The 19,705-nt window shown below is 68.0% G+C and carries 19 protein-coding genes; 10 read left to right on the top strand and 9 right to left on the bottom strand.

The window, feature by feature from the left end:
* Window positions 1–42 precede the first annotated feature (42 nt).
* Entirely contained in the window at window positions 43–165 is a 123-nt protein-coding gene (locus tag DS837_RS33080) for a hypothetical protein (RefSeq protein WP_257722160.1), read from the top strand.
* Window positions 166–168: 3 nt separating this feature from the next.
* On the opposite strand, the gene pdxA is transcribed toward DS837_RS33080, so the two are convergent.
* The 3 genes from pdxA to lptG all read right to left on the bottom strand — a co-directional run bounded on the left by pdxA (window position 169) and on the right by lptG (window position 3,873).
* A complete protein-coding gene (pdxA, locus tag DS837_RS13825) occupies window positions 169–1,194 on the bottom strand; it encodes a 4-hydroxythreonine-4-phosphate dehydrogenase PdxA (RefSeq protein ID WP_149165282.1) in 1,026 nt (341 codons plus the stop codon).
* Window positions 1,194–2,639: a peptidylprolyl isomerase gene (locus DS837_RS13820; RefSeq protein ID WP_149165281.1), complete on the bottom strand. Its 1,446-nt coding sequence runs from the start codon at window positions 2,637–2,639 to the stop codon at window positions 1,194–1,196. The genes pdxA and DS837_RS13820 overlap by 1 nt, the downstream gene beginning before the upstream one ends.
* Window positions 2,640–2,778: 139 nt before the next feature.
* A complete protein-coding gene (gene lptG, locus DS837_RS13815; RefSeq protein ID WP_149165280.1) occupies window positions 2,779–3,873 on the bottom strand; it encodes an LPS export ABC transporter permease LptG in 1,095 nt (364 codons plus the stop codon).
* A gap of 226 nt (window positions 3,874–4,099) precedes the next feature.
* Between lptG and DS837_RS13810 the strand changes: the two genes are divergently transcribed.
* From DS837_RS13810 to DS837_RS13800, 3 genes are all read left to right on the top strand, one after another.
* The gene (locus DS837_RS13810; RefSeq protein ID WP_149165279.1) at window positions 4,100–5,602 is read left to right on the top strand and encodes a leucyl aminopeptidase; all 1,503 of its coding nucleotides are present in this window, start codon (window positions 4,100–4,102) and stop codon (window positions 5,600–5,602) included.
* Between the two features lie 49 nt (window positions 5,603–5,651).
* The gene (locus DS837_RS13805) at window positions 5,652–6,101 is read left to right on the top strand and encodes a DNA polymerase III subunit chi (RefSeq protein ID WP_149165278.1); all 450 of its coding nucleotides are present in this window, start codon (window positions 5,652–5,654) and stop codon (window positions 6,099–6,101) included.
* A gap of 201 nt (window positions 6,102–6,302) precedes the next feature.
* Window positions 6,303–7,550: an ATP-binding response regulator gene (locus tag DS837_RS13800; protein WP_149165277.1), complete on the top strand. Its 1,248-nt coding sequence runs from the start codon at window positions 6,303–6,305 to the stop codon at window positions 7,548–7,550.
* A 417-nt stretch (window positions 7,551–7,967) separates the two neighbouring features.
* On the opposite strand, the gene spbR is transcribed toward DS837_RS13800, so the two are convergent.
* The 3 genes from spbR to uvrB form a co-directional block, all read right to left on the bottom strand.
* Window positions 7,968–9,083 (bottom strand): SpbR family protein, encoded by a 1,116-nt coding sequence (gene spbR / locus DS837_RS13790; RefSeq protein WP_149165276.1) that lies wholly within the window; start codon window positions 9,081–9,083, stop codon window positions 7,968–7,970.
* Window positions 9,084–9,231: 148 nt separating this feature from the next.
* Window positions 9,232–9,498: a neuropeptide-like protein 29 gene (locus tag DS837_RS13785; protein WP_149165275.1), complete on the bottom strand. Its 267-nt coding sequence runs from the start codon at window positions 9,496–9,498 to the stop codon at window positions 9,232–9,234.
* 100 nt (window positions 9,499–9,598) lie between these two features.
* Window positions 9,599–11,737, bottom strand: a complete 2,139-nt coding sequence (uvrB, locus tag DS837_RS13780; protein ID WP_149165274.1) for an excinuclease ABC subunit UvrB — start codon at window positions 11,735–11,737, stop codon at window positions 9,599–9,601.
* Window positions 11,738–12,004: 267 nt separating this feature from the next.
* On the opposite strand from uvrB, the gene DS837_RS13775 reads away from it, so the two are divergent.
* Window positions 12,005–12,385 carry a type II toxin-antitoxin system RelE/ParE family toxin gene (locus DS837_RS13775; protein ID WP_149165273.1) on the top strand — a complete coding sequence of 127 codons (381 nt, stop codon included), beginning with the start codon at window positions 12,005–12,007 and terminating at the stop codon, window positions 12,383–12,385.
* Window positions 12,355–12,699, top strand: a complete 345-nt coding sequence (locus DS837_RS13770; protein ID WP_149165272.1) for a helix-turn-helix domain-containing protein — start codon at window positions 12,355–12,357, stop codon at window positions 12,697–12,699. Before DS837_RS13775 ends, DS837_RS13770 begins: the two co-directional genes overlap by 31 nt.
* Before the next feature lie 132 nt (window positions 12,700–12,831).
* Here the strand turns inward: DS837_RS13770 and DS837_RS13765 are convergent, their stop codons facing one another.
* Window positions 12,832–13,704, bottom strand: coding sequence for a branched-chain amino acid aminotransferase (locus tag DS837_RS13765; protein WP_149165271.1), 873 nt, complete (start codon window positions 13,702–13,704; stop codon window positions 12,832–12,834).
* Between the two features lie 140 nt (window positions 13,705–13,844).
* Between DS837_RS13765 and DS837_RS13760 the strand changes: the two genes are divergently transcribed.
* Entirely contained in the window at window positions 13,845–14,357 is a 513-nt protein-coding gene (locus DS837_RS13760; RefSeq protein ID WP_035676767.1) for a MarR family winged helix-turn-helix transcriptional regulator, read from the top strand.
* A 38-nt stretch (window positions 14,358–14,395) separates the two neighbouring features.
* Here the strand turns inward: DS837_RS13760 and DS837_RS32710 are convergent, their stop codons facing one another.
* Together DS837_RS32710 and DS837_RS13750 are read right to left on the bottom strand one after the other, a co-directional pair.
* Complete coding sequence (locus DS837_RS32710; protein WP_247889925.1) at window positions 14,396–14,557, bottom strand: hypothetical protein; 162 nt, start codon at window positions 14,555–14,557, stop codon at window positions 14,396–14,398.
* 268 nt (window positions 14,558–14,825) lie between these two features.
* Entirely contained in the window at window positions 14,826–15,032 is a 207-nt protein-coding gene (locus tag DS837_RS13750; protein ID WP_014197503.1) for a cold-shock protein, read from the bottom strand.
* Between the two features lie 324 nt (window positions 15,033–15,356).
* Here DS837_RS13750 and DS837_RS13745 point away from each other — a divergent pair, with 324 nt between their 5' ends.
* From DS837_RS13745 to DS837_RS13735, 3 genes are all read left to right on the top strand, one after another.
* Entirely contained in the window at window positions 15,357–17,540 is a 2,184-nt protein-coding gene (locus tag DS837_RS13745) for a hybrid sensor histidine kinase/response regulator (protein ID WP_149165269.1), read from the top strand.
* A gap of 63 nt (window positions 17,541–17,603) precedes the next feature.
* Window positions 17,604–18,302, top strand: coding sequence for a response regulator (locus DS837_RS13740; RefSeq protein WP_149165268.1), 699 nt, complete (start codon window positions 17,604–17,606; stop codon window positions 18,300–18,302).
* Between the two features lie 37 nt (window positions 18,303–18,339).
* Window positions 18,340–19,701, top strand: coding sequence for an ATP-binding protein (locus DS837_RS13735; RefSeq protein ID WP_211102219.1), 1,362 nt, complete (start codon window positions 18,340–18,342; stop codon window positions 19,699–19,701).
* The last annotated feature ends 4 nt before the right edge of the window (window positions 19,702–19,705 follow it).

Below are 19,705 nucleotides of genomic sequence, written 5' to 3'. Positions count from 1 at the left end.
GCCGAAACCACAACCAAAGTCAGGTTCCAGGAGCGCCCCCCCATGAAAGCCATGCTGCTCGGCTTCGCCGCCGCCATCGTCATCGCCGTCGGTGCGTCGGTCGCGCTGACCTCCATCGACCACAGCTCGGCCAGCCGCTTCTCCAGCAGCTCGGTCCGCCTCTGACGCTTACCCGCGGCGGCGGGCGGCCATGGCCTCCGCCGTCGTCAGGGCGGCGATCAGGCTCGACGCGCCGGCCTTGCCCGTGCCGGCGATGTCCAGCGCCGTCCCATGGTCCGGCGAGGTGCGGACGAAGGGCAACCCCAGCGTGATGTTGACCCCCGTGTCGAAGTCGATGGTCTTCAGCGGGATCAGCGCCTGATCGTGGTACATGCACAGCGCCGCGTCGTAGCCGCGGCGCGCCGCGGCGTGGAACAGCGTGTCGGCGGGCTTCGGCCCCACCGCGTCGATGCCCTCCGCCCGCAGGTCGGCGATCGCCGGGGCGATGATGTCGATCTCCTCCCGCCCCATGGCGCCGCCCTCCCCCGCGTGGGGGTTCAGCGCGGCGACGGCCAGCCGGGGCCGGGCGATGCCGAAGTCGCGGGCCAGCGCCGCGGCGGTGACCCGCCCGGCGTGGAGGATCGCCTCCCGCGTCACCAGCGGCACGGCGTCGCGGACGGAGACATGGATGGTCACCGGCACAACGCGCAGGTCCTGCGCGGCCAGCATCATCACCGGCTCGCCCGTCAAACCAGCGGCCAGACCGGCCAGATGGGCGAGATACTCCGTGTGCCCGGGATGGCGGAAGCCGGCGGCGTAGAGCGCCGATTTCTGGATCGGGTTGGTGACGACCGCCGACGCCTCCCCCCGGCGGACCAGATCGACCGCCCGGTCGATGCTGGCGATCACCGCCGCCCCGTTGGCCGGGTCGGGGCGGCCCGGCGTCACCGGCGCCGCCAGCGACTGTGGCAGCACCGGCAGCGCAGCGCCGAACAGCGCAGCACCCTCGGCCACACTGCCCACCGCCTTCACCGGGACCGGCAGGCCGAGCCGGGCGGCGAGCGCCTCCAGGCGGGCGGGATCGTCCAGAAGGACGAAGGGCGGCACCGCGCCGTCCGCGCGGGCCGCCCAGGCCTTGAGTGCGATCTCCCCGCCGATCCCCGCCGGCTCGCCCATGGTCAGGACGAGCGGCGGCCGGACGCCGGATTCGGTCATCAGTTGCGGATCTCCACGAAGGCGGTGCGGCGCAGGTCGCGCAGGTAGCGGCGGGCCAGCAAGTCGGCGCGCTCGTTGATCAGGTCGCGCTCGATCTCCTCGCGCGGCGGCATCTTGATGTCCTTGGGATCGATCGGCGGCGGGGCCGGGGCGGCCACCGGCTGCGGCTCGGCTTCGGGCGGCGGCTCGATCATCGGCACGTCGCGCTTGCAGACGATCAGGATGACGGCGCCGCCCGGGCTCATCAGCACCGGGCTGGGCTGGCCGAGCGGGATGCCGACGGCGAGTTGCTGGAGGCCCGGCGCGAGGTCCTTGACCCGCAGCGTGCCCATGTCGCCCGACTCCGGAATGCCCATGGCACGCGCCTTCTCGTCGAAGTCGGTGCAGCTCTTGATCGACTTGCGCAGCTTCTCCGCCTGGGCCTGGACCGCCTTCAGCTCCTCCTTCGAGGGGGCCGGAATGACGATCTGCTTCATGTTGACCTTGGCCTTGGCCAGATCGGGCTTCGGCTGGGGCCGCGGGCGCGGCGGCGGGGCCGGCGGCGGGGCGGTGGAGGCGTTGCTGCCGAAGGGGCGCTGGTCGCGCACCAGCAGGACGTGATAGCCGGTCGCCGTGCGGACCGGGGACGAGAGCTGACCGGCGCGCATGGTGGACAGCGTCTTGTCCAGCTCCGCGTTCAGCTCACCCGTGCGCACCCAGCCCATGTCGCCGCCCGAGGCGGCGCCGGCGGACTGCGAGAACTGGCGGGCCAGCGCGGCGAAGTTGCCGCCGCGGCGCACCTCCTCGACCAGCCGTTCGGCGTTGCGCCGCACCTCCTCGTCCTGGTCGGGGCTGTCGACGGCCAGGAAGATCTCGGCCACCAGATATTCCGGCTTGCCGATGTTGGCCTTGATGCGCTGCATCACGGCGTCGATCTCCTCGTCGCCGATCACCACCTCCTGCCGGATGCGACGCTGCATCACGCGCTGCCAGGACAGCAGCGCCCGCACCTGCTCGCGCAGGGTGGAAAGCGGAACGTTCTGGGTCTTCAGCATGGCTTCGAGCTGCGGGCGGCCCATGCGGTTCTGTTCGGCGATGCGCCCGATCGCCTCGTCGATCTCCTTCGACGGGACCGAGACGCCCAGCCGCTTGGCCTCCTGGAGCTGGAGCCGCTCATCGATCAGCTGGCGGAGCACCTGCGGAGTCAGGCGCTGGCGCGTCTCCGCGCTGTCCTGGGCACCGGCGTTCAGCAGAGCGAGGCGGATCCGCGCGTGCACGTCGGACAGCGAGATGACCTCGTCGTTGACGACGGCGGCGATGCGTTCCGCGGGGCCTTGCGTTCCCGCCGCTGGGCTGTTCGGAGCGTTGGGAGCCCGCGTCTGGGCCGCGGCCGGCGCGCCGGCGGCAAGAAGGGCGCAGGCGGTCGCCACGGCGAAGGCAGACCGGACGGCTCGCAAACTCTGCATGGTGCTCCAGACTCCAGAGGTGGTTGCCGTTTAATACGGCCCCCCCGGGCGCGTGTAAACGGAATCGTGGGCCGCATCCTGGAACGGAATTGTGTCCAAAGACCGGGCGGCCGGCGTCGGCCCTGCTCGGGATCCCGCGTCAGCCGTCTTCCAGATGCAGCAGCACCGCGGTGCCCAGCAGCACGCTGACGCAGGCCGGGCTCCAGGCCGCCATGGCCAGCGGGATGGTTTCGGAGATGCCGAAGGTGCGGATCACGTCGGTCATCACGAACAGCACGAATCCGGTCAGAACGCCGCCGGACACCATCGTCATGGTGCCGCCGCGCCGCGGCAGCCGCAGCGAGAAGGCCGCGGCGAACAGCACCATCGCCACGTAGAGCAAGGGCTGCGACAGCAGCGACTGGTAATGCAGCCGGTGCCGGACCGCGGGGAAGCCGGTGGCCTCCAGCGTGCGGATGAACTGCGGCAGGTCCCAGAAGGAGATCGTCTCCGGCGAGGCGAAGCTTTCCTCGATGGTGGTCCGGTTCAGCTCCGTCGGGATGACGTAGGTCGGGACCGTCTCCGATTCCTTCTTGCCGAGGTTGATCGTGGCGTCCTGCAATTCCCACTTCCGGTCGCGAAGCACGGCCCGCGGCGCGTCCACCCGGCCGATGTAAGTCATGTTGGTGTCGAAGCGCAGGACGATCACTTGGCTCATCTCGAAGGTCAGCGGGTTCACACCGTCGGCGTGGATGAAATACTGCTCCCCCGCCTCCTGCTGGCGCAGCCACAGGCCGCTGCGCGAGACGTCGAAGCTGCTCGACTTCAGTTTCAGATAGCGGTCCTGGAGCTGGTTGTACTTGGCGATGAAGACGGCACCGACCGGGTTGATCATCGTCACCTTCACCGCGCCGATCATCAGCACGGCGATCAGCACCGGGGTCAGGAACTGCCACGCCGACACGCCGACCGCGCGGGCCACCACCAGCTCCGCGCTGCGCGTCAGCCGCCAGAAGGTGAACATGCCGCTGAACAGGATCACGAAGGGAAAGATCTGCTGGCCGATCTCCGGCAGCTTCAGCAGGGCCATGCGCAGGACCAGCCAGAAGGTGATGTCCGGCTTGGTCCCGGCGCGGCGCAACAGCTCCACGACGTCGAGCAGGAGGATGATCGACAGCAGGATGCCAAGCAGCAGCAGAAACCAGATGACGAACTGGCGCCCGATGTAGCGCGACAGCGTAGCGGATGAATACATGGGCTCCGGCCTCCCCGGCCGATCGACGGGCGGTACGCGCCGCGCCGGGGGCTTCCGTCACGGCGTGCCGGGGCTATGTACTGCGGACGGGCGCGGGAAACAACCGGTCCGCGCCTTGACAGGGCGCACGGGAAGGTCTTTATCCCAGGGTGGTTGCGGATCGATCCCACCCGCCCCGGCGCCCGCGCGCCGGCCGTTCCAGTCGAGAGGAGCCCGAGAGGAGCCGATGAAGTTCGCCTTTGCGAAGCCCGCGCTGCCCAAGTCCGGCACCGTCGCCGTCACCGTCGCCACCGATCGCGCGCTCGGCGCCGCGGGGCGGGATCTCGACCAGAAGACGGGCGGCACGCTGTCCCGCGCCATGAAGGCCAGCCGCTTCACCGGCAAGAAGGAGGAGACGCTGGCCATCCTCGCCCCCGCCGGGGTCGAGTTCGACCGCGTCCTTCTCGTCGGCACCGGCAAGGGCGAGGATCTGTCCGAGGCCACCCTCCAGGCCGTCGGCGGCGCCATCGTCGCCGCCTTGGACAAGTCCGGCGAGACGGAGGTTTCCGTCCTGCTCGACCTGCCGGACGGCGGTACCGTGGCTCCCGACGCCGCGGCGGCGGAGTTGGCCTTCGGCGCGCAGCTCCGCTCCTACCGGTTCGACAAGTACCGGACGACCGAGAAGAAGGAGGCCAAGCCCTCCCTCAGGAAGATCATCGTCCTGACCGCCGAGCCGGACGCCGCCAAGCGCGCCTATGGCCGCCTGGAGCCGCTGGCCGAGTCCGTCGCCTACACCCGCGATCTGGTGTCGGAGCCGGCCAACGTCCTGAATCCGGAAAGCCTCGCCGACCGCTGCCGGGACCTGACCGACGTCGGCCTGCAGGTCGAGGTGCTGGACCTCAAGAAGCTGAGGAAGCTCGGCATGGGCGCGCTGATCGGCGTCGCCCAGGGCAGCGCCTTCGAGCCGCGCGTCGTCGTGATGCGCTGGGACGGCGCCCCCGACGCCGAGGACCGCCGCCCGCTCGCCTTCATCGGCAAGGGCGTGACCTTCGACACCGGCGGCATCTCCATCAAGCCCGCCGCCGGGATGGAGGACATGAAGTGGGACATGGGCGGCGCCGCGGTGGTCATCGGCACCATGCGCGCGCTCGCCGCCCGCAAGGCCAAGGTCAACGCCGTCGGCATCGTCGGCTTGGTCGAGAACATGCCCTCCGGCACCGCGCAGCGGCCCGGCGACGTGGTGACCTCGCTGTCCGGCCAGACCATCGAGGTGATCAACACCGACGCCGAAGGCCGCCTCGTCCTGGCCGATTGCCTGACCTACGCGCAGGAGACCTTCAAGCCGCGCCTGCTGGTGGACCTCGCCACGCTGACCGGTGCGGTCATCATCGCGCTGGGCCATGAGCACGCCGGCCTGTTCGCCAACGACGACTGGCTGGCCGAGAACCTGCTGGCCGCCGGCCGGTCGGTGGGCGAGCCGCTGTGGCGCCTGCCGATGGGCGACGCCTACGACAAGGACATCAACTCCGACATCGCCGACATGAAGAACGTCGGGTCGGGCCGCGGCGCCGGCAGCATCGTCGGCGCTCAGTTCCTGAAGCGCTTCGTCGAGGACCTGCCCTGGGCGCACATCGACATCGCCGGCGTCGCCTGGTCGAAGAAGGACACGGCCACTGTCCCGAAAGGCGGCACCGCCTTCGGCGTCCGCCTGCTCGACCGCTTCGTGGCGAACTACCACGAGAGCAAGTAAGGTTTAGCCCTCTCCCCAGAGGGGAGAGGGCCATCTCGACGATGAGGCCATGACCGAGGTCCGTTTCTATCACCTCCAGCGGCGCACGCTCGAACAGGCGTTGCCGAAGATCCTGGAAAAGGTTCTGGAGCGAAACTGGCGCGCCGTCGTCCTCGCCGGCTCGCCGGAGCGGGTGGACGCGCTCAATCAGCATTTGTGGACCTACGACCCCTCCTCCTTCCTGCCGCACGGTGCCGCCCGCGACGGCTTCGCCGCCGAACAGCCGGTCTGGCTGACCGCCGAGGAGGAGAACCCCAACGGGGCCACCGTCCTGGTTCTGGTGGACGGGATGACCAGCGGCGCGATGGGCTCCTTCGACCTCGTCTGCGACCTGTTCGACGGCAATGACGGCGACGCGGTGCTTGCCGCAAGGGACCGCTGGAAGATCTGCAAGGCCGCCGGACACGCCCTCACCTACTGGCAGCAAAACGACCGCGGCGGTTGGGAAAAGCGCGCCTGAAGCCAACGCCTTTTGTAGGTTTTAAAGAATTCTTCCAGTGATACCGCTAACGCGGCGTAATATTGCATTCGTTTGTCACCACCGGTCTTGACGGGCCTCCTGTGCACAAGGTTAATCTAAAACCCGTAAAATCCCGCGGAGCGGTGCACAGGTGGAGGGTGGCATGCAGAGGCGCGTCGGACGGGCATCGGCGGCACCGTCATGACCCGCAGTGCTCTTGACCCGACGCTCGCGCGGGACGTCAAGGATGCCGCCATCCTGATCGTCGACGACAATGCGTCGAACGTCGCTCTGGTGCGCGACATCCTGACCCACGAAGGCTACACCGCCGTGCGGGGGGAAACCGATCCCCGCCAGGTTCCCGCGCTCTGCGAGGCCCAGCGCTTCGATCTTCTGCTGATCGACATCCGCATGCCGCACATGAGCGGATTCGATCTGATGGAGCGCGTCAACACCCTCTACGGCGACGATTACGTGCCCATCCTGGTGCTGACCGCCCACACCGACCAGGAGACGCGGCGGCGTTCGCTGGAGTTGGGCGCCAACGACTTCCTCACCAAACCCTTCATCGCCTGGGAACTGCTGCACCGCGTGCGCAGCGTGCTGGAGATCCGCAAGCTCTACCAGCGCGCGGCCGAGCAGAACCGCGGGCTGGAACGCCGCGTGTCGGAGCGCACGGCAGAACTCAGCGCCGCCCTAGAGGCCGCCCGCCAAGCCGACCGGGCCAAGCTCGACTTCCTCTCGGTGACCAGTCACGAGTTGCGGACTCCGTTGAACGCCATCATCGGCTTTGCCGAGGTGCTGTCCAGCGAGGCCAATGGGCCGCTCGGCCACCGCGACTATCTGGACTATGTCCGGCTGATCGAGGAGAGCGGCAAGGCGCTTCTCGGCATGGTCAACAACATCCTGGACTTCACCCGCGGCTCCGGCGGCATCGACCTCGCCGAATCGACCATCGAGTTGCCGGGCCTGCTGATGCACTGCATCGATCTACTCGGCGCCAAGGCGCAGGCCAAGTCACAGACCATCACGCTTCAGCCCGGACCGCCCGTCACGCTGCGCGCCGACCGGCGCCGCTTGGCGGAGATGATCGTCCATCTGCTGGACAACGCGGTGAAGTTCGGTCACCGGGGCGGGCGGGTCTCGCTGCGGATCGCCCTGCAGGGCGGGATGGTCGCCATCGCCGTCGCCGACGACGGCCCCGGCGTCCCACCGGGCATCGTTGATCACGTCTTCAGCCCGTTCATCCAGGGCGAATGCTCGCTCGTGCGCCAGCATGAGGGGATCGGGCTCGGCCTGCCCATCGTCCGCCGCTTCGCCGAATTGCATGGCGGCAGTGTGGAGTTGGACAGCGCGCCGGGGCGGGGCACGACCGTGACCATTCTCCTTCCCGTCACACGTCTGACGGCCCCACCCATCGCGGGCCTGAAGGAATCGCGGGCGGGGTAGCGGCACCTGACCAATCCCGACCGGATCGGGTGACCGGCTTCGTCAAGTCTACTCGGCGAGGCTGGGTTCCTCCAAAGGTCCCGGTTCGGCGTCGACGGAGCGGGCCGGCCAAACTGGTCACCAACCCGACCTCCGACTGGCTCCAATGCTGCTGGGTCACCAGGAAAACGTTGAGATAGGGGCCGAGCGCCCCACGCACGTCCGCCAGAAGGAAATTCACGGCGTCCAGCGACGGCGGCCAGAAGCAAAGGTTAGGAACAGCGGACGCCGCGGGATGGCACCACGGAATGGGCCACCCAAGGTGATCGCGCCCGGATGATCAGATCACCGCAAAGCCATGGCAAATGAAAGGTTGCCGGGGCTGCTTGAAGCAACAACCGCAAACGGCGCGTTGGACAATTTTCGCAGCCCTCGGCGTTATTCCGCTTCCACACGCATGAGGTCGCCCAGCTTGTCGAGCAGATAGTCCAGGTCCTCGGCCGCCAGATCCTCATACTGGGTCAGGATGCGCTCGATCACCCGGCGGCGGTGGCGCTCGATGTCGTGCGCCTCGCCGTCGTAAGGGGTTTCCTTCAGCACGTCCAAGGCGATCCGGCAGGCCGGCAGCAGGGCCGGCGGCTGCTTCGCCTTGTCGTAGATGGATTTCAGACCCAGCCGTCCGGCGTCGTGGATCAGCAGGCGGGCGTTGGTCAGCGGCACGTTGGCCAGATGGGACAGGGCCGTCTCGAAAAAGGCGCTGTCGCCCATGCACAGCGCCCGCACCAGCAGCGACGGCGTCAGCCGGCCGCTGCGCGACAGTTGCGCGACCAGCCGTTCCAGCGCGCCCTCGTCGCTTTCCCCGGAGAAGAGGGCGACGGTGGCGCGTTCGCGGCTTTGCAGGATCAGGTCGGCGGCGACCTTGGCCGGAAGGTCGTGGTTGGTCACCAGATGCTGCTGGAGCTTCTCCGAGACCACGGCGACCAGCCGTTCGGCGATCGTGATCGGCAGGCGGGCGCGCTGGACCAGCGGCTCCTGAACGGTTTCGCTGTCGGCGAAGCGCTCGATGACCCGGCCGAGCGTGCGCTCGCCGAGATCCGCGCTCTCGTTGGCGACCAGGACCGCCACCGCCCCTTCCGACGCGGTGTCGATCAGCGCGTCGGCGACGCTGGCCGATAGGGCCGGGCGCTGCGCGATGGCGGCGTGCTTGGCGTCGGTGCCGGTTCGCACCAGCTCGACGAGGTCGGCATCGGTCAGCACCGTGGAGACGCTGAGCACCGGAATCGCCACGGCCTCCACGTCGCGCGCCAGCATCAGCGCGACGTCGCGCGGCAGCGCCGGGTTGGCCTTCAGATTCTCGGCCAGCGACTGGCGCACGCGCACCACCGCGTCGCGCGCCATGAAGCGGATGATGTCCTCGGCGAGCCGGCGTTCGCCGTCCGTCAAGGTGGCCGCGGAGAATTGCCTGGCAACCTTGACCGCCAGTTCGGAGCGGCTGTTCGGCGACGGGTCCGACAGCAGCCGGGACACGTCGTCCTTGGTGAGTTGGTCGCTCATGGGTCCCTGACCCTTTCCTGCCCTGCGTCGCCCCCGCGCCTCGGATTCGTGCATCAGCGGGAGCGAATGTATTCAGGTCATGATCGGACCAAAGCATTGAGCCTTTGTTAACGACGATTTCCGGCGACGGGCCGGTCCCGGCCGCTCCTCACCAGCCACCGTGCCGGTGCCCGCCGTGCCGTTGATGGTGACGGAGGCCACCGTGATGACCGCCGCGATGGCCGCCGTAGTAGGGGCGGCCATACACCACGGGCGGCGGCCCGTAATGGCGGTACAGCGGGCGCTCGTAATAGCCGTACCCATAGGAACGGTGTCCATAGCCATAGACGGGTCCGGGCGTTCCGGCGGCGACGTAGCAGCCGGACAGCAGAAGAGCGGCGAAGGACAGAAGGGACAGCGAGCGGAGCGTCGTCATTGGCGTTCCTGTGCCAGGGGTCGCGGCCCGACGGGCGGGCCGTGCTGACAGGATGAACGCCTGCGACGGGGATATTATTCCGCAGGTGGCGCCGTCCCGGTCACCGCCGTCCCCGGCGTCCCTGCTTCTTCGGAGCGCCCTCGGGAATGCCGCGGCCCTGGCGGGCGGAGCTGATGCCGATGCTGCCCGGCTGTTCCAGCCCGAGGTCCATCGCCTCCAACCGGCGGAGTTCGTCGCGCAGGCGGGCGGCCTCCTCGAACTCCAGGTCGGCGGCGGCGGCCTTCATGCGCTTCTCCATATCGGCCATCACGGACTTCAAATTGTGGCCGACCAGTTCCGACGCGTTGAGGCCGGTCTTCACGGTGACGTGGTCGCCGCGCTCGTACACGCTCTCCAGGATGTCGCCGATGGCCTTCTTCACGGATTCCGGCGTGATGCCGTGCTCCAAGTTGTACGCCCGCTGCCTCTCGCGGCGGCGCGCCGTCTCGTCGATGGCGTACTGCATGCTGCCGGTGATCCTGTCGGCGTAGAGGATCGCCCGCCCCTCGATGTTGCGGGCGGCGCGGCCGATGGTCTGGATCAGCGAGGTCTTGGAGCGCAGATAGCCCTCCTTGTCGGCGTCGAGAATGGCGACCAGCGAGCATTCGGGAATATCCAGCCCCTCGCGCAGCAGGTTGATGCCGACCAGCACGTCGTAGGCGCCGAGCCGCAGGTCGCGGATGATTTCGATGCGCTCCAGCGTCTCCACGTCGGAGTGGATGTAGCGCACGCGCAGCCCCGCCTCGTGCATGTATTCGGTCAGCGCCTCGGCCATCTTCTTGGTCAGGGTTGTGACCAGCACGCGGTTGCCCTTCGCCACCACCTCCTTGCACTCGTGGATCAGGTCGTCCACCTGCGTCTCGGTGGGGCGGATGATCACCTCCGGGTCGATCAGGCCGGTCGGGCGGACCACCTGCTCGGCGAAGACACCGCCGGTGCGCTCCATCTCCCACGGGCCGGGGGTGGCCGAGACGAAGACCGTCTGCGGGCGCATGCCCTCCCACTCCTCGAACTTCAGCGGGCGGTTGTCCATGGCGCTGGGCAGGCGGAAACCGTATTCGGACAGCGTCTCCTTGCGCATCCGGTCGCCGCGGTACATGCCGCCGATCTGCGGCACCATGACGTGGCTCTCGTCCACGATCAGCAGAGCATCGCCCGGCAGATACTCGAACAGCGTCGGCGGCGGCTCGCCCGCCGCGCGGCCGGTCAGGTAGCGGGAATAGTTCTCGATGCCGGCGCAGGCGCCGGTGGCCGCCATCATCTCGATGTCGAAGGTCGTGCGCTGCTCCAGCCGCTGCGCCTCCAGCAGCTTGCCCTGGGCGTTGAACTCCTCCAGCCGGAGCTTCAACTCGCGCTTGATCTGCTCGATGGCCTGATTGAGCGTCGGCTTGGGCGTCACATAGTGGCTGTTGGGATAGATGCGGACGGCCTCCAGCGAGGCGATCTTCTCACCGGTCAGCGGATCGATCTCGTGGATGCCCTCGATCTCGTCGCCGAACAGCGAGATGCGCCAGGCGCGGTCCTCCATGTGGGCGGGGAACAGCTCCACCGTGTCGCCGCGCACCCGGAACAGGCCGCGCCCGAAGGCCGCGTCGTTGCGCTTGTACTGAAGCTCGGTCAGCTTGCGCAGCAGGTCGGGCTGGGCGACCACCTGGCCCTTGCGCAGATCGACGGTCATCTCCGAATAGGTTTCGACCGAGCCGATGCCGTAGATGCAGGACACCGACGCCACGATGATGACGTCGTCCCGCTCCAGCAGCGCCCGCGTCGCCGAGTGGCGCATCCGGTCGATCTGCTCGTTGATCGAGGATTCCTTCTCGATGAAGGTGTCGGTGCGCGGGACGTAGGCTTCCGGCTGGTAATAGTCGTAGTAGGAGACGAAGTATTCCACCGCATTGTTCGGGAAGAAGGACTTCATCTCGCCATAGAGCTGCGCCGCCAGCGTCTTGTTCGGAGCGAGCACCAGGGTGGGACGCTGAACGTGCTGGATGACGTGCGCCATGGTGAAGGTCTTGCCGGACCCCGTGACGCCGAGCAGCACCTGATCCTTCTCGCCGGCGCGCAGCCCCTCGGTCAACTCCCCGATGGCGCGCGGCTGGTCGCCGGAGGGATTGAACTCCGACACCAGTTCGAACTTCTTGCCCGCCTCCAGCTTGGGCAGGGACTTCTGCGGGAGGGCGGTCAGGACGGGATGGGACATGCGGGTACGCTCGCGCCAAGGGTACGGAACGGGAACCGAGTATATGGCCCACACCACCCCCGCTGTCGAGCGTGGGCTTGTCCGGTAGCTGCTGCTCGCCCGCCTCACGTTATCAATGCCATTTCTGGCATTGACCGCATGCCTGTTTTAGCATATTTTACTGACAGAAATCTGCAAAAGCAGAGATTAGAAAAAACTTGCGGAAGGACCCATTCATGCCTGTGGTCAAGGAAAATTCCCTAACTGATAGAATCCAAGGAACAAGAAATGCCATCAGAGGAAAGGGCTGTTTTGTGGGTCTCCAGCGCGAAGGCTGATCTCCTAGGGTTTCCTGACGCTGTCAAAAGAACAATCGGCTTCGCTGTCCACTTGGCGCAAATCGGACTGAAGCATGAGCAAGCCAAGCCCTTGCATGGCTTCGGCGGAGCTTCGGTGCTGGAGGTCGTGGAGGATCATCGCGGAGATGCCTACCGGGCCGTCTACACGGTTCGCTTCGAGGACGCTGTGATCGTGCTTCATGCCTTTCAGAAGAAGTCCAAACGAGGAATTGCCACACCAGCCCACGAGATCGACCTGATCCGTCAGCGGTTGAAGGTGGCGGAGGAGTTGTACGCGCAATGGAAGACAGGACAGACGAAACCAAGCTGACGCTTGCCGAGGGAAGCGGCAACGTGTTTGCCGACCTGGGCTTGGCGGATGCTGAGGAAACCATGGCGAAGGCACGGCTGGCGGGACAGATTGCGCTCGCGATCCGCGACTTGGACCTGACGCAGAAGCAGGCTGCGGAGCGGATGGGTCTGGATCAGCCCAAAGTATCCGCACTGATTCGCGGGAAGCTGACAGGCTTTTCGATCGAGCGGTTGGTGCGCGGACTGGTGGCGCTTGGCCGTGATGTCGAGATCACGGTCCGCCCGAAACCGGACTCGCGGGATCATGCACGCGTCGTGGTGATGGAGCGATAAGCGCCTTACAATGCTTGCCCCCTCCCTGGCCCTCCCCCGCTCTTGGCGAACCTATGGTCCGCCTGCCGCGTCAGCGCAAACCTTTGGCTTGCGCGAGAGCTGCGCAGGGGAGGGGAAAAAAGGGCGTGCTCCTTACCCGCGCACCAGCGCGTCGTAATCCTTCACCAGCGTCTCGCAGACGCGGCCCGGCGTGAAGCGGTGTTCACCGATCTGGCCGACCGGAGTCACCTCCGCGGCGGTGCCGGTCAGGAAAACCTCCTGGGTGTTCGCCAGTTCGTCGGGCTGGATGTGGCGTTCGATGACCTCGATGCCGCGGGCCTTGGCGAGGTCGATCACCGTGCGGCGGGTGATGCCGTCCAGGAAGCAGTCGGGCTTCGGCGTGTGGATCTTGCCGTCCATCACCAGGAACAGGTTCGCCCCGGTCGCCTCGGCCAGATAGCCGCGGTAGTCGAGCATCAGCGCGTCCTGGTAGCCCTCCGCCTCCGCCGCGTGCTTGGACAGCGTGCAGATCATGTAGAGGCCCGCCGCCTTCGACGCGGTGGGGGCGGTGTCCGGGGCCGGGCGGCGCCAGGGCGCCCAGGTCAGCTTGATGCCGGCCATCTTCGCCTCGGGGCTGAAGTAGCTCGGCCACTGCCAGACGGCGATGGCGACGTGGATGCGGCTGTCCTGCGCCGCCACGCCCATCATCTCGCTGCCGCGCCACGCCACCGGGCGCACATAGGCGTCGGTGAAGCCCATCGCCTTCACCGTCTCGTTGGTCGCCGCGTCGATCTCCGCCACCGAGTAAGGAAGCTCGAAGCCCAGGATGCGGGCCGAGGCGGCCAGACGCTCGCTGTGCTCGGTCAGCTTGAACACCGTGCCGTTGTAGACGCGCTCGCCTTCGAACACGCAACTCGCGTAATGCAGGCCATGCGACAGGGCGTGCAAATTCGCGTCGCGCCACGGCACCAGCGCGCCGTCGTACCAGATCACGCCGTCGCGGTCGTCGAAGGGAAGGATGGACATGGCGGCTCCCACCTTGGTCTTTGGCCCGTTGCTCGGGACTTGGAATGGAATTGTCGAAAGCCGCGCTTGTCTCGCGGCCTTTGTTCGTTTATGTCTGGCTTATTGACCCATTTGTAACGAATCGCACCGATCACGTCAACATGGCTGACATAAAAGCGGGCGTGAACCAGCTTTTCCTGCGCGAAGAGGAACTTCGCACGGGCATGGAGCTGCTGTTCTACGCCTATCGGGAATTCACCGCGGAGCCGGACGAGATCCTGGCGCAGATCGGCTTCGGCCGGGCGCACCACCGCGTCATCTATTTCGTCGGGCGCTATCCGAAGATCACCGTGTCGGAGCTTCTGGCGATCCTGAAGATCACCAAGCAGAGCCTGTCGCGCGTGCTGGGGGAACTGGTCCGGCAGGAATTCATCCAGCAGCAGACAGGCGTGCGGGACCGGCGGCAACGTCTGCTGGAACTGACGGAAAAGGGCGTGGAGTTGGAACGCCAGCTGTCCGAAACGCAACGGCAGCGGATCGCCCGCGCCTACCGCATGGCCGGGGCGGAGGCCGTCGAGGGCTTCCGCAAGGTGATGCTGGGCATGATGGACGAGGAGGACCGGGTGAAGTTCGCGCCCCCGGTGCCGGCCCGGCTCGCCGCCGTGAAGCGGTAGGAACCGGGCCGGAAGACCGGTCTCAGGCAAGCCCTCGATCAGGCATCCTTGGCCGGGGTCGTCTCGGCGGCGGCCGGGGTCGTCTCAGCGGCGGCGGTGGAAGCCGCATCCGCCGGCGGGGTGCCGGCGACGCCCTCCGCCCCGTCCTTGCCCGCGGCGTTCGCGGCGCCACGGCGGCGGAAGGACGTGCGCTTATACACCACGCTGTCCGAAGACCCCGGCGGGCACTGAACGATTTTACCCCCCTTCGCAAGAAACTCGCGGGTCATGGAGTCGAGATCATTCCGATCCGCGCTGCGGTTATCGGATGCCATGCATGCCTCCTGTGATCGTCATCGTGCCCCATGGCACCATCCGGGCGGTCCCGGCGGTCCATGGAGCATGCGTTTCTTTTGTGAAGCGGCTGTTACAGGATTGGGGGCAATCGGCCCCTGAATGAGCGGCCCCGACAGAAATCGGAGCTGAAAATTACGCCTCTTTCAGGTTGGCCGCGGCGCTCTTGCCCTTCTTGGGGTCGCGCTGGAGTTCGTAGGACAGCTTCTGGCCTTCATGAATATTGATGCCCGACCGCTCAACGGCGGAGATGTGGACGAACACGTCGGCCGTCCCGTCATCCGGCTGGATGAAGCCGTAGCCCTTGGTGGTGTTGAACCATTTCACGGTTCCAGTAGCCATCTGGTAGTTCCTTGAACGAGGTTTCCCATGGCGCTCATGCCACGGGTTCACATCAAATCACCGAGGGGAAGGACCAGACGCAGCGATCTGCAAGCGGACCGTAGACCCAAAGAAATTCGACTCTTCTCACGTGGGGATCGAAAGGCCGCAATGCAACCCGAACCCCTCGGCCAAAGCCCGGACACTTGTTCCGACTCACGACTCTTGCCTCGTTCGTCGGAGTCGGCCCTGCCCTTCGGCGGAGTTGTCCCGGGCTTGTTGCTTAGCCCATAGTTTTGGCGCCCTGATTCTTTTGTCTTAGCTTTCCTGGAAGGAGCCGGCGGCATGCAGCGTGCCCATCTTGTGGCCGCTTTCCTGACCTTTGCCGCCTTGTGCGTCGGCGTGTCCGCCCTTTCGGTGTCGCGCGACCGCCACGCCACGCTGGAACAGGCCCGCCGCGAGTTCGCCGCGACCGCTCACCTCCTCGACGAACACGCCAGCCGCGCCATCGAATCGGGGGATGCCCAACTGCGCATGCTGCTGGCAGAGTTGGAGCGGTGGGACCGCCGCGACTCCGCCGAAGGACAGCGCATCCAGGCGGCGATGCGCGCCCGCGCCGAACGACTGCCGCAGATCGGCGGCGTCTGGGCGCTCGATGCGCAGGGCCGGCTGCTTCTGGACAGCGCGGAACACCCGCCACCGCCCCGCGACCTGTCGGAGCGGGACTATGCCAAGGCTCATCTGGACACCACGCGGGGACCGCCGCCGGGTCTTCATGTCGGGTCCCACCTGCCCGACGGCGCCGGCGTCAACCAAGGGCGCTTCACCATCAGCCGCGCCCTGCGCGACGACGAGGGAGGTCTGCAGGCCATCGCGGTGGCGGGCATCCAGAACACCTATTTCTCGCAAATGTACGGGGAGGCCGGCTGGGGCGAGGGCGCTCGGCTGGCCCTGTTCACCAGCGGCAAGGAGAAGCTGGCCGAATGGCCGCCGGACAGCGCCGTCGCTCCGCCCTCCACCGCCTGGCCCCAGCCCTGGGACCCGCCGGAAAGCCCGGCGATCGTGGAGGGGAGGCAGATCACCGCCGCGCGGATGCTGACCGGTTTCCCGATCGTGGTGGTGGCGAGCCGCCCTCTGGCCGAGGTGTTGGCCCCCTGGCGGGAACGCGCCCTGTGGACCACCGCGGTCAGCGGCGGCATCCTGACCGGCGCGGCGGTGCTGTTCGTTTTCGCTCTGGCCGGCGCCCGGCGGGAGGAAGCGGTCCGGGCGGAGCTTCTGCGCGCCAACCAGAGCCTCGACGACCGCGTCCGCCAGCGGACGGCGGAGCTGGAGAAGGCCCTGCGCAGCGCGGAAATGGCCAGCCTCGCCAAGATGAAGGTGCTGGCGACCGTCAGCCATGACCTGCGCCAACCCTTGCAAGGTCTGGCCGCCTTTCATGAGCTGCTGTTGAAGGAGGCGCCGAACCCGACGCTCAAGCAATTGGGCGCCATGGCCTCGGCGTCGCTCCAGGCCGGGCAGCGGCTGCTCGACGATCTGCTGACCCTGTCGCGGCTGGAGGCCGGCGTGGTGCCGGTGGAGGTCGGCGTCTTTCCGCTCGCCCCGCTGCTGGAGCAACTGGCCGCCGAATTGCGAGCGGAGGCCGAGGGCAAGGGCCTGCGGCTGACCGTGATGCCCACCAAAGCCTGGGTGCGCAGCGATCCGGCGCGGCTTCAGCCAATCCTGCGCAACCTGCTGTCCAACGCCGTCAAATACACGGCGCGCGGCGGGGTGGTCGTCGGGGCGCGGCGGCGCGGCGACGCCCTGCGGGTGGAGGTCTGGGACAGCGGCCAGGGCATCGCCAGCGCCGAGCTGGGCACGATCTGGGAGGAGTTCTACCAGATCGGCAACCCCGCCCGCGACGGCTCGCGCGGCGCCGGCCTCGGCCTGTCCATCGCGGAGCGCACCGCCCGCCTGCTCGGCCATCCGCTGGAGGTCCGGTCGCGGGTCGGCCGCGGTTCCGTCTTCGCGGTCACTCTGCCCAGCGTTCGGTCCTCCGCCATCCCGGCGCCGGTGGCGCGTCCCCGGCCGGAGGAGGAGACCGCAGCGGATCCCGCCCCGGACCGCCCCGCCGAACGGTCCCTCGGACGCCTGTCCGGACGGCGGGTGCTGGTGGTCGAGGACGATCCGTTGCAGCGCAGCTCCCTGACCTTGCTTCTGGAGCAGGCCGGGGCCGGTGTGATGGCGGCCGACAGCTTCGATTCCGCCCTCGCCGCCGCCCAAGCAACGCTCCAGGCGCCCTCGGCGATCCTCAGCGATTACCGGCTGCCCGGCGGCACCGACGGGCTGAGCGGCATCCAGACGCTTCGCGGGGTGTTGGGACGGGACGTTCCGGCCATCCTGCTCACCGGGGAATTGTCCGCCGACCTCGTGCGCGCGGCCAAGGACGCGGGCTGTCTCGTGCTGACCAAACCCGCAGCACCCAACCGCATCCTGTCCACCCTGGCGGAGCTGACCGCGGGCGCCGATGCCGCCGCCGGATGTGGGACCTGATGCCCTGCCCGGCCGCCGCCGCTTCCCTTGGTGCGCGGCGCGCGGTTGCGCTACAGTCGCGTCATGACCGAAGAAGACCAGCCCCACATCCTGGTCGTCGATGACGACACCCGTCTGCGCGAGCTGCTGCGCAAGTACCTCGCCGGCAACGGCTTCCTGGTGACCACCGCGAAGGACGCCGCGGAGGCGCGGGCCAAGCTGGCCGGGCTCGCCTTCGACCTGCTGGTGCTCGACATCATGATGCCGGGCGAAACCGGGCTGGAGCTGACCGAGTCGCTGCGGCGGGAGCGCGACCTGCCCATCCTGCTGCTGACCGCGCGGGGCGAGCCGGACGACCGCATCGCCGGGCTGGAGGCCGGGGCCGACGACTACCTCGCCAAGCCCTTCAACCCGCGTGAGCTGCTGCTGCGCATCAACTCGATCCTGCGCCGCCAGGCCAGCCGCCCGGCCGACCCGGTGCCACCGCAGCCGGTGAAGCTCGGCCCGATGATCTACCTGCCCGACCGCGACGAGCTTCGGGCGGGCGACGAGGTGGTCCGGCTGACCACCGCGGAGGCCGGGCTGCTGCGCGTGCTCGCCGCCTCCCCCGGCACCATCTTCTCGCGTGAGGAGTTGACGGAGCGCAGCAAGGTCGCCGGCAACGCCCGCACCATCGACGTGCAGGTGACCCGCCTGCGCCGCAAGATCGAATCCGATCCGCGGGAGCCGCGCTACATCCACACGGTGCGCGGCGAGGGCTATGTGCTGAGGCCGGACCCGTAACGGGGCCGCCAGAGCGCCAGGAACAGGACCAGGACCAATGACCACCGACACCGCTGCCGGACCGATGCCGATGCCGCGCCGGGAAAAGACGGGGCTGCTGAAGCGGTTCCTGCCCCGGACGCTGTTCGGCCGCTCGCTGCTGATCATCGTGACGCCGGTCATCCTGGCCCAGGCGGTCGCCACCTGGATCTTCTACGACCGGCATTGGGACACCATGACGAACCGGCTGGCCTTCGCGGTGGCTGGCGACATCGCCATGGTCATCGGCATGCTGGAGCACGACCCGACCCCGGAAGGCCGCAACTGGACGCTGGCCGCCACCGCGCGCAGCACCGACCTGATCGTGACGCTGGAGCCCGGCAGCACCCTGCCCGACCACCCGCCGAAGCTGCGCGGCATGCTGGAGAACACGCTCAGCAAGGCGCTGCACGAGCGGGTGCGGCGGCCCTTCGCCATCAACACCCGGATCACCCGCGAATGGTACGAGATCCGCGTGCAGATGCCGGACGGCGTGCTGTCGGTGATGTCGCCGGAACGCCGCCTGTTCAGCCCGACCAGCTACATCTTCATTCTGTGGATGGTCGGCTCGGCCCTGGTGCTGTTCACCGTCGCCATCATCTTCATGCGCAACCAGATCCGCCCCATCAAGCGGCTGGCCGCCGCCGCGGACGCGCTGGGCAAGGGCCGCGACGTGCGCAACTTCAAGCCGGAGGGCGCGACCGAGGTGCGGCAGGCCGCCGTCGCCTTCCTGCGCATGCGCGAGCGCATCCACCGCCAGATCACCCAGCGCACGGAGATGCTGGCCGGCGTCAGCCACGACCTGCGCACGCCGCTGACCCGCATGAAGCTGGCGCTAGACATGCTGGGCGACGGGCCGGAGGTCGAGGAGCTGCTGACCGACGTCTCCGAGATGGAGACGATGATCGAGGGCTATCTGGCCTTCGCCCGCGGCGAGGGGACGGAGGCCGTTCAGCCGACCGACCTGACCCGCATCCTGAACGAGGTGGTCTCCGGCGTCCGCCGCGAGGGGGCGGAGGTCGCCCTGGTCGCACCGGACGGGCTGACCCTGCCTCTGCGCCCCAACGCGACGCGGCGCTGCCTCGCCAACCTGCTGTCCAACGCCCGGCGTCACGGCGACCGCATCTGGGTGCGGGCGGAGCGGGAGGACGGCTTCATCGACATCCTGGTGGACGACGACGGACCGGGCATCCCGCAGGCGTCGCGCGACGACGTGTTCAAGCCCTTCTTCCGCCTGGACAGCTCGCGCAACCAGGCGACCGGCGGCGCCGGGCTGGGGCTGACCATCGCCCGCGACGTCGCCCGCAGCCACGGCGGCGACATCACGCTCAGCGACAGCCCCTACGGCGGCCTGCGCGTGCTGATCCGCCTGCCGGTGTGAAGCC

This window comes from Azospirillum brasilense (assembly GCF_008365405.1).
In the GTDB taxonomy this organism is placed as follows: domain Bacteria; phylum Pseudomonadota; class Alphaproteobacteria; order Azospirillales; family Azospirillaceae; genus Azospirillum; species Azospirillum brasilense_D.
Note: the sequence above shows the minus strand (reverse complement) of the source record. Positions and strands in the feature narration are given on the sequence as shown.

Coding starts and splice junctions, on each gene's coding strand:
- pdxA (WP_149165282.1), bottom strand. CDS start 1,194: ATGACCGAATCCGGCGTCCGGCCGCCGCTCGTCCTGACCATGGGCGAG.
- DS837_RS13735 (WP_211102219.1), top strand. CDS start 18,340: ATGACCACCGACACCGCTGCCGGACCGATGCCGATGCCGCGCCGGGAA.
- DS837_RS13765 (WP_149165271.1), bottom strand. CDS start 13,704: ATGTCCATCCTTCCCTTCGACGACCGCGACGGCGTGATCTGGTACGAC.
- DS837_RS13775 (WP_149165273.1), top strand. CDS start 12,005: ATGCCATCAGAGGAAAGGGCTGTTTTGTGGGTCTCCAGCGCGAAGGCT.
- DS837_RS13785 (WP_149165275.1), bottom strand. CDS start 9,498: ATGACGACGCTCCGCTCGCTGTCCCTTCTGTCCTTCGCCGCTCTTCTG.
- DS837_RS13740 (WP_149165268.1), top strand. CDS start 17,604: ATGACCGAAGAAGACCAGCCCCACATCCTGGTCGTCGATGACGACACC.
- spbR (WP_149165276.1), bottom strand. CDS start 9,083: ATGAGCGACCAACTCACCAAGGACGACGTGTCCCGGCTGCTGTCGGAC.
- DS837_RS13820 (WP_149165281.1), bottom strand. CDS start 2,639: ATGCAGAGTTTGCGAGCCGTCCGGTCTGCCTTCGCCGTGGCGACCGCC.
- DS837_RS13805 (WP_149165278.1), top strand. CDS start 5,652: ATGACCGAGGTCCGTTTCTATCACCTCCAGCGGCGCACGCTCGAACAG.
- lptG (WP_149165280.1), bottom strand. CDS start 3,873: ATGTATTCATCCGCTACGCTGTCGCGCTACATCGGGCGCCAGTTCGTC.
- DS837_RS13800 (WP_149165277.1), top strand. CDS start 6,303: ATGACCCGCAGTGCTCTTGACCCGACGCTCGCGCGGGACGTCAAGGAT.
- DS837_RS13810 (WP_149165279.1), top strand. CDS start 4,100: ATGAAGTTCGCCTTTGCGAAGCCCGCGCTGCCCAAGTCCGGCACCGTC.
- DS837_RS13745 (WP_149165269.1), top strand. CDS start 15,357: ATGCAGCGTGCCCATCTTGTGGCCGCTTTCCTGACCTTTGCCGCCTTG.
- DS837_RS13770 (WP_149165272.1), top strand. CDS start 12,355: ATGGAAGACAGGACAGACGAAACCAAGCTGACGCTTGCCGAGGGAAGC.
- DS837_RS13760 (WP_035676767.1), top strand. CDS start 13,845: ATGGCTGACATAAAAGCGGGCGTGAACCAGCTTTTCCTGCGCGAAGAG.
- uvrB (WP_149165274.1), bottom strand. CDS start 11,737: ATGTCCCATCCCGTCCTGACCGCCCTCCCGCAGAAGTCCCTGCCCAAG.
- DS837_RS13750 (WP_014197503.1), bottom strand. CDS start 15,032: ATGGCTACTGGAACCGTGAAATGGTTCAACACCACCAAGGGCTACGGC.
- DS837_RS33080 (WP_257722160.1), top strand. CDS start 43: ATGAAAGCCATGCTGCTCGGCTTCGCCGCCGCCATCGTCATCGCCGTC.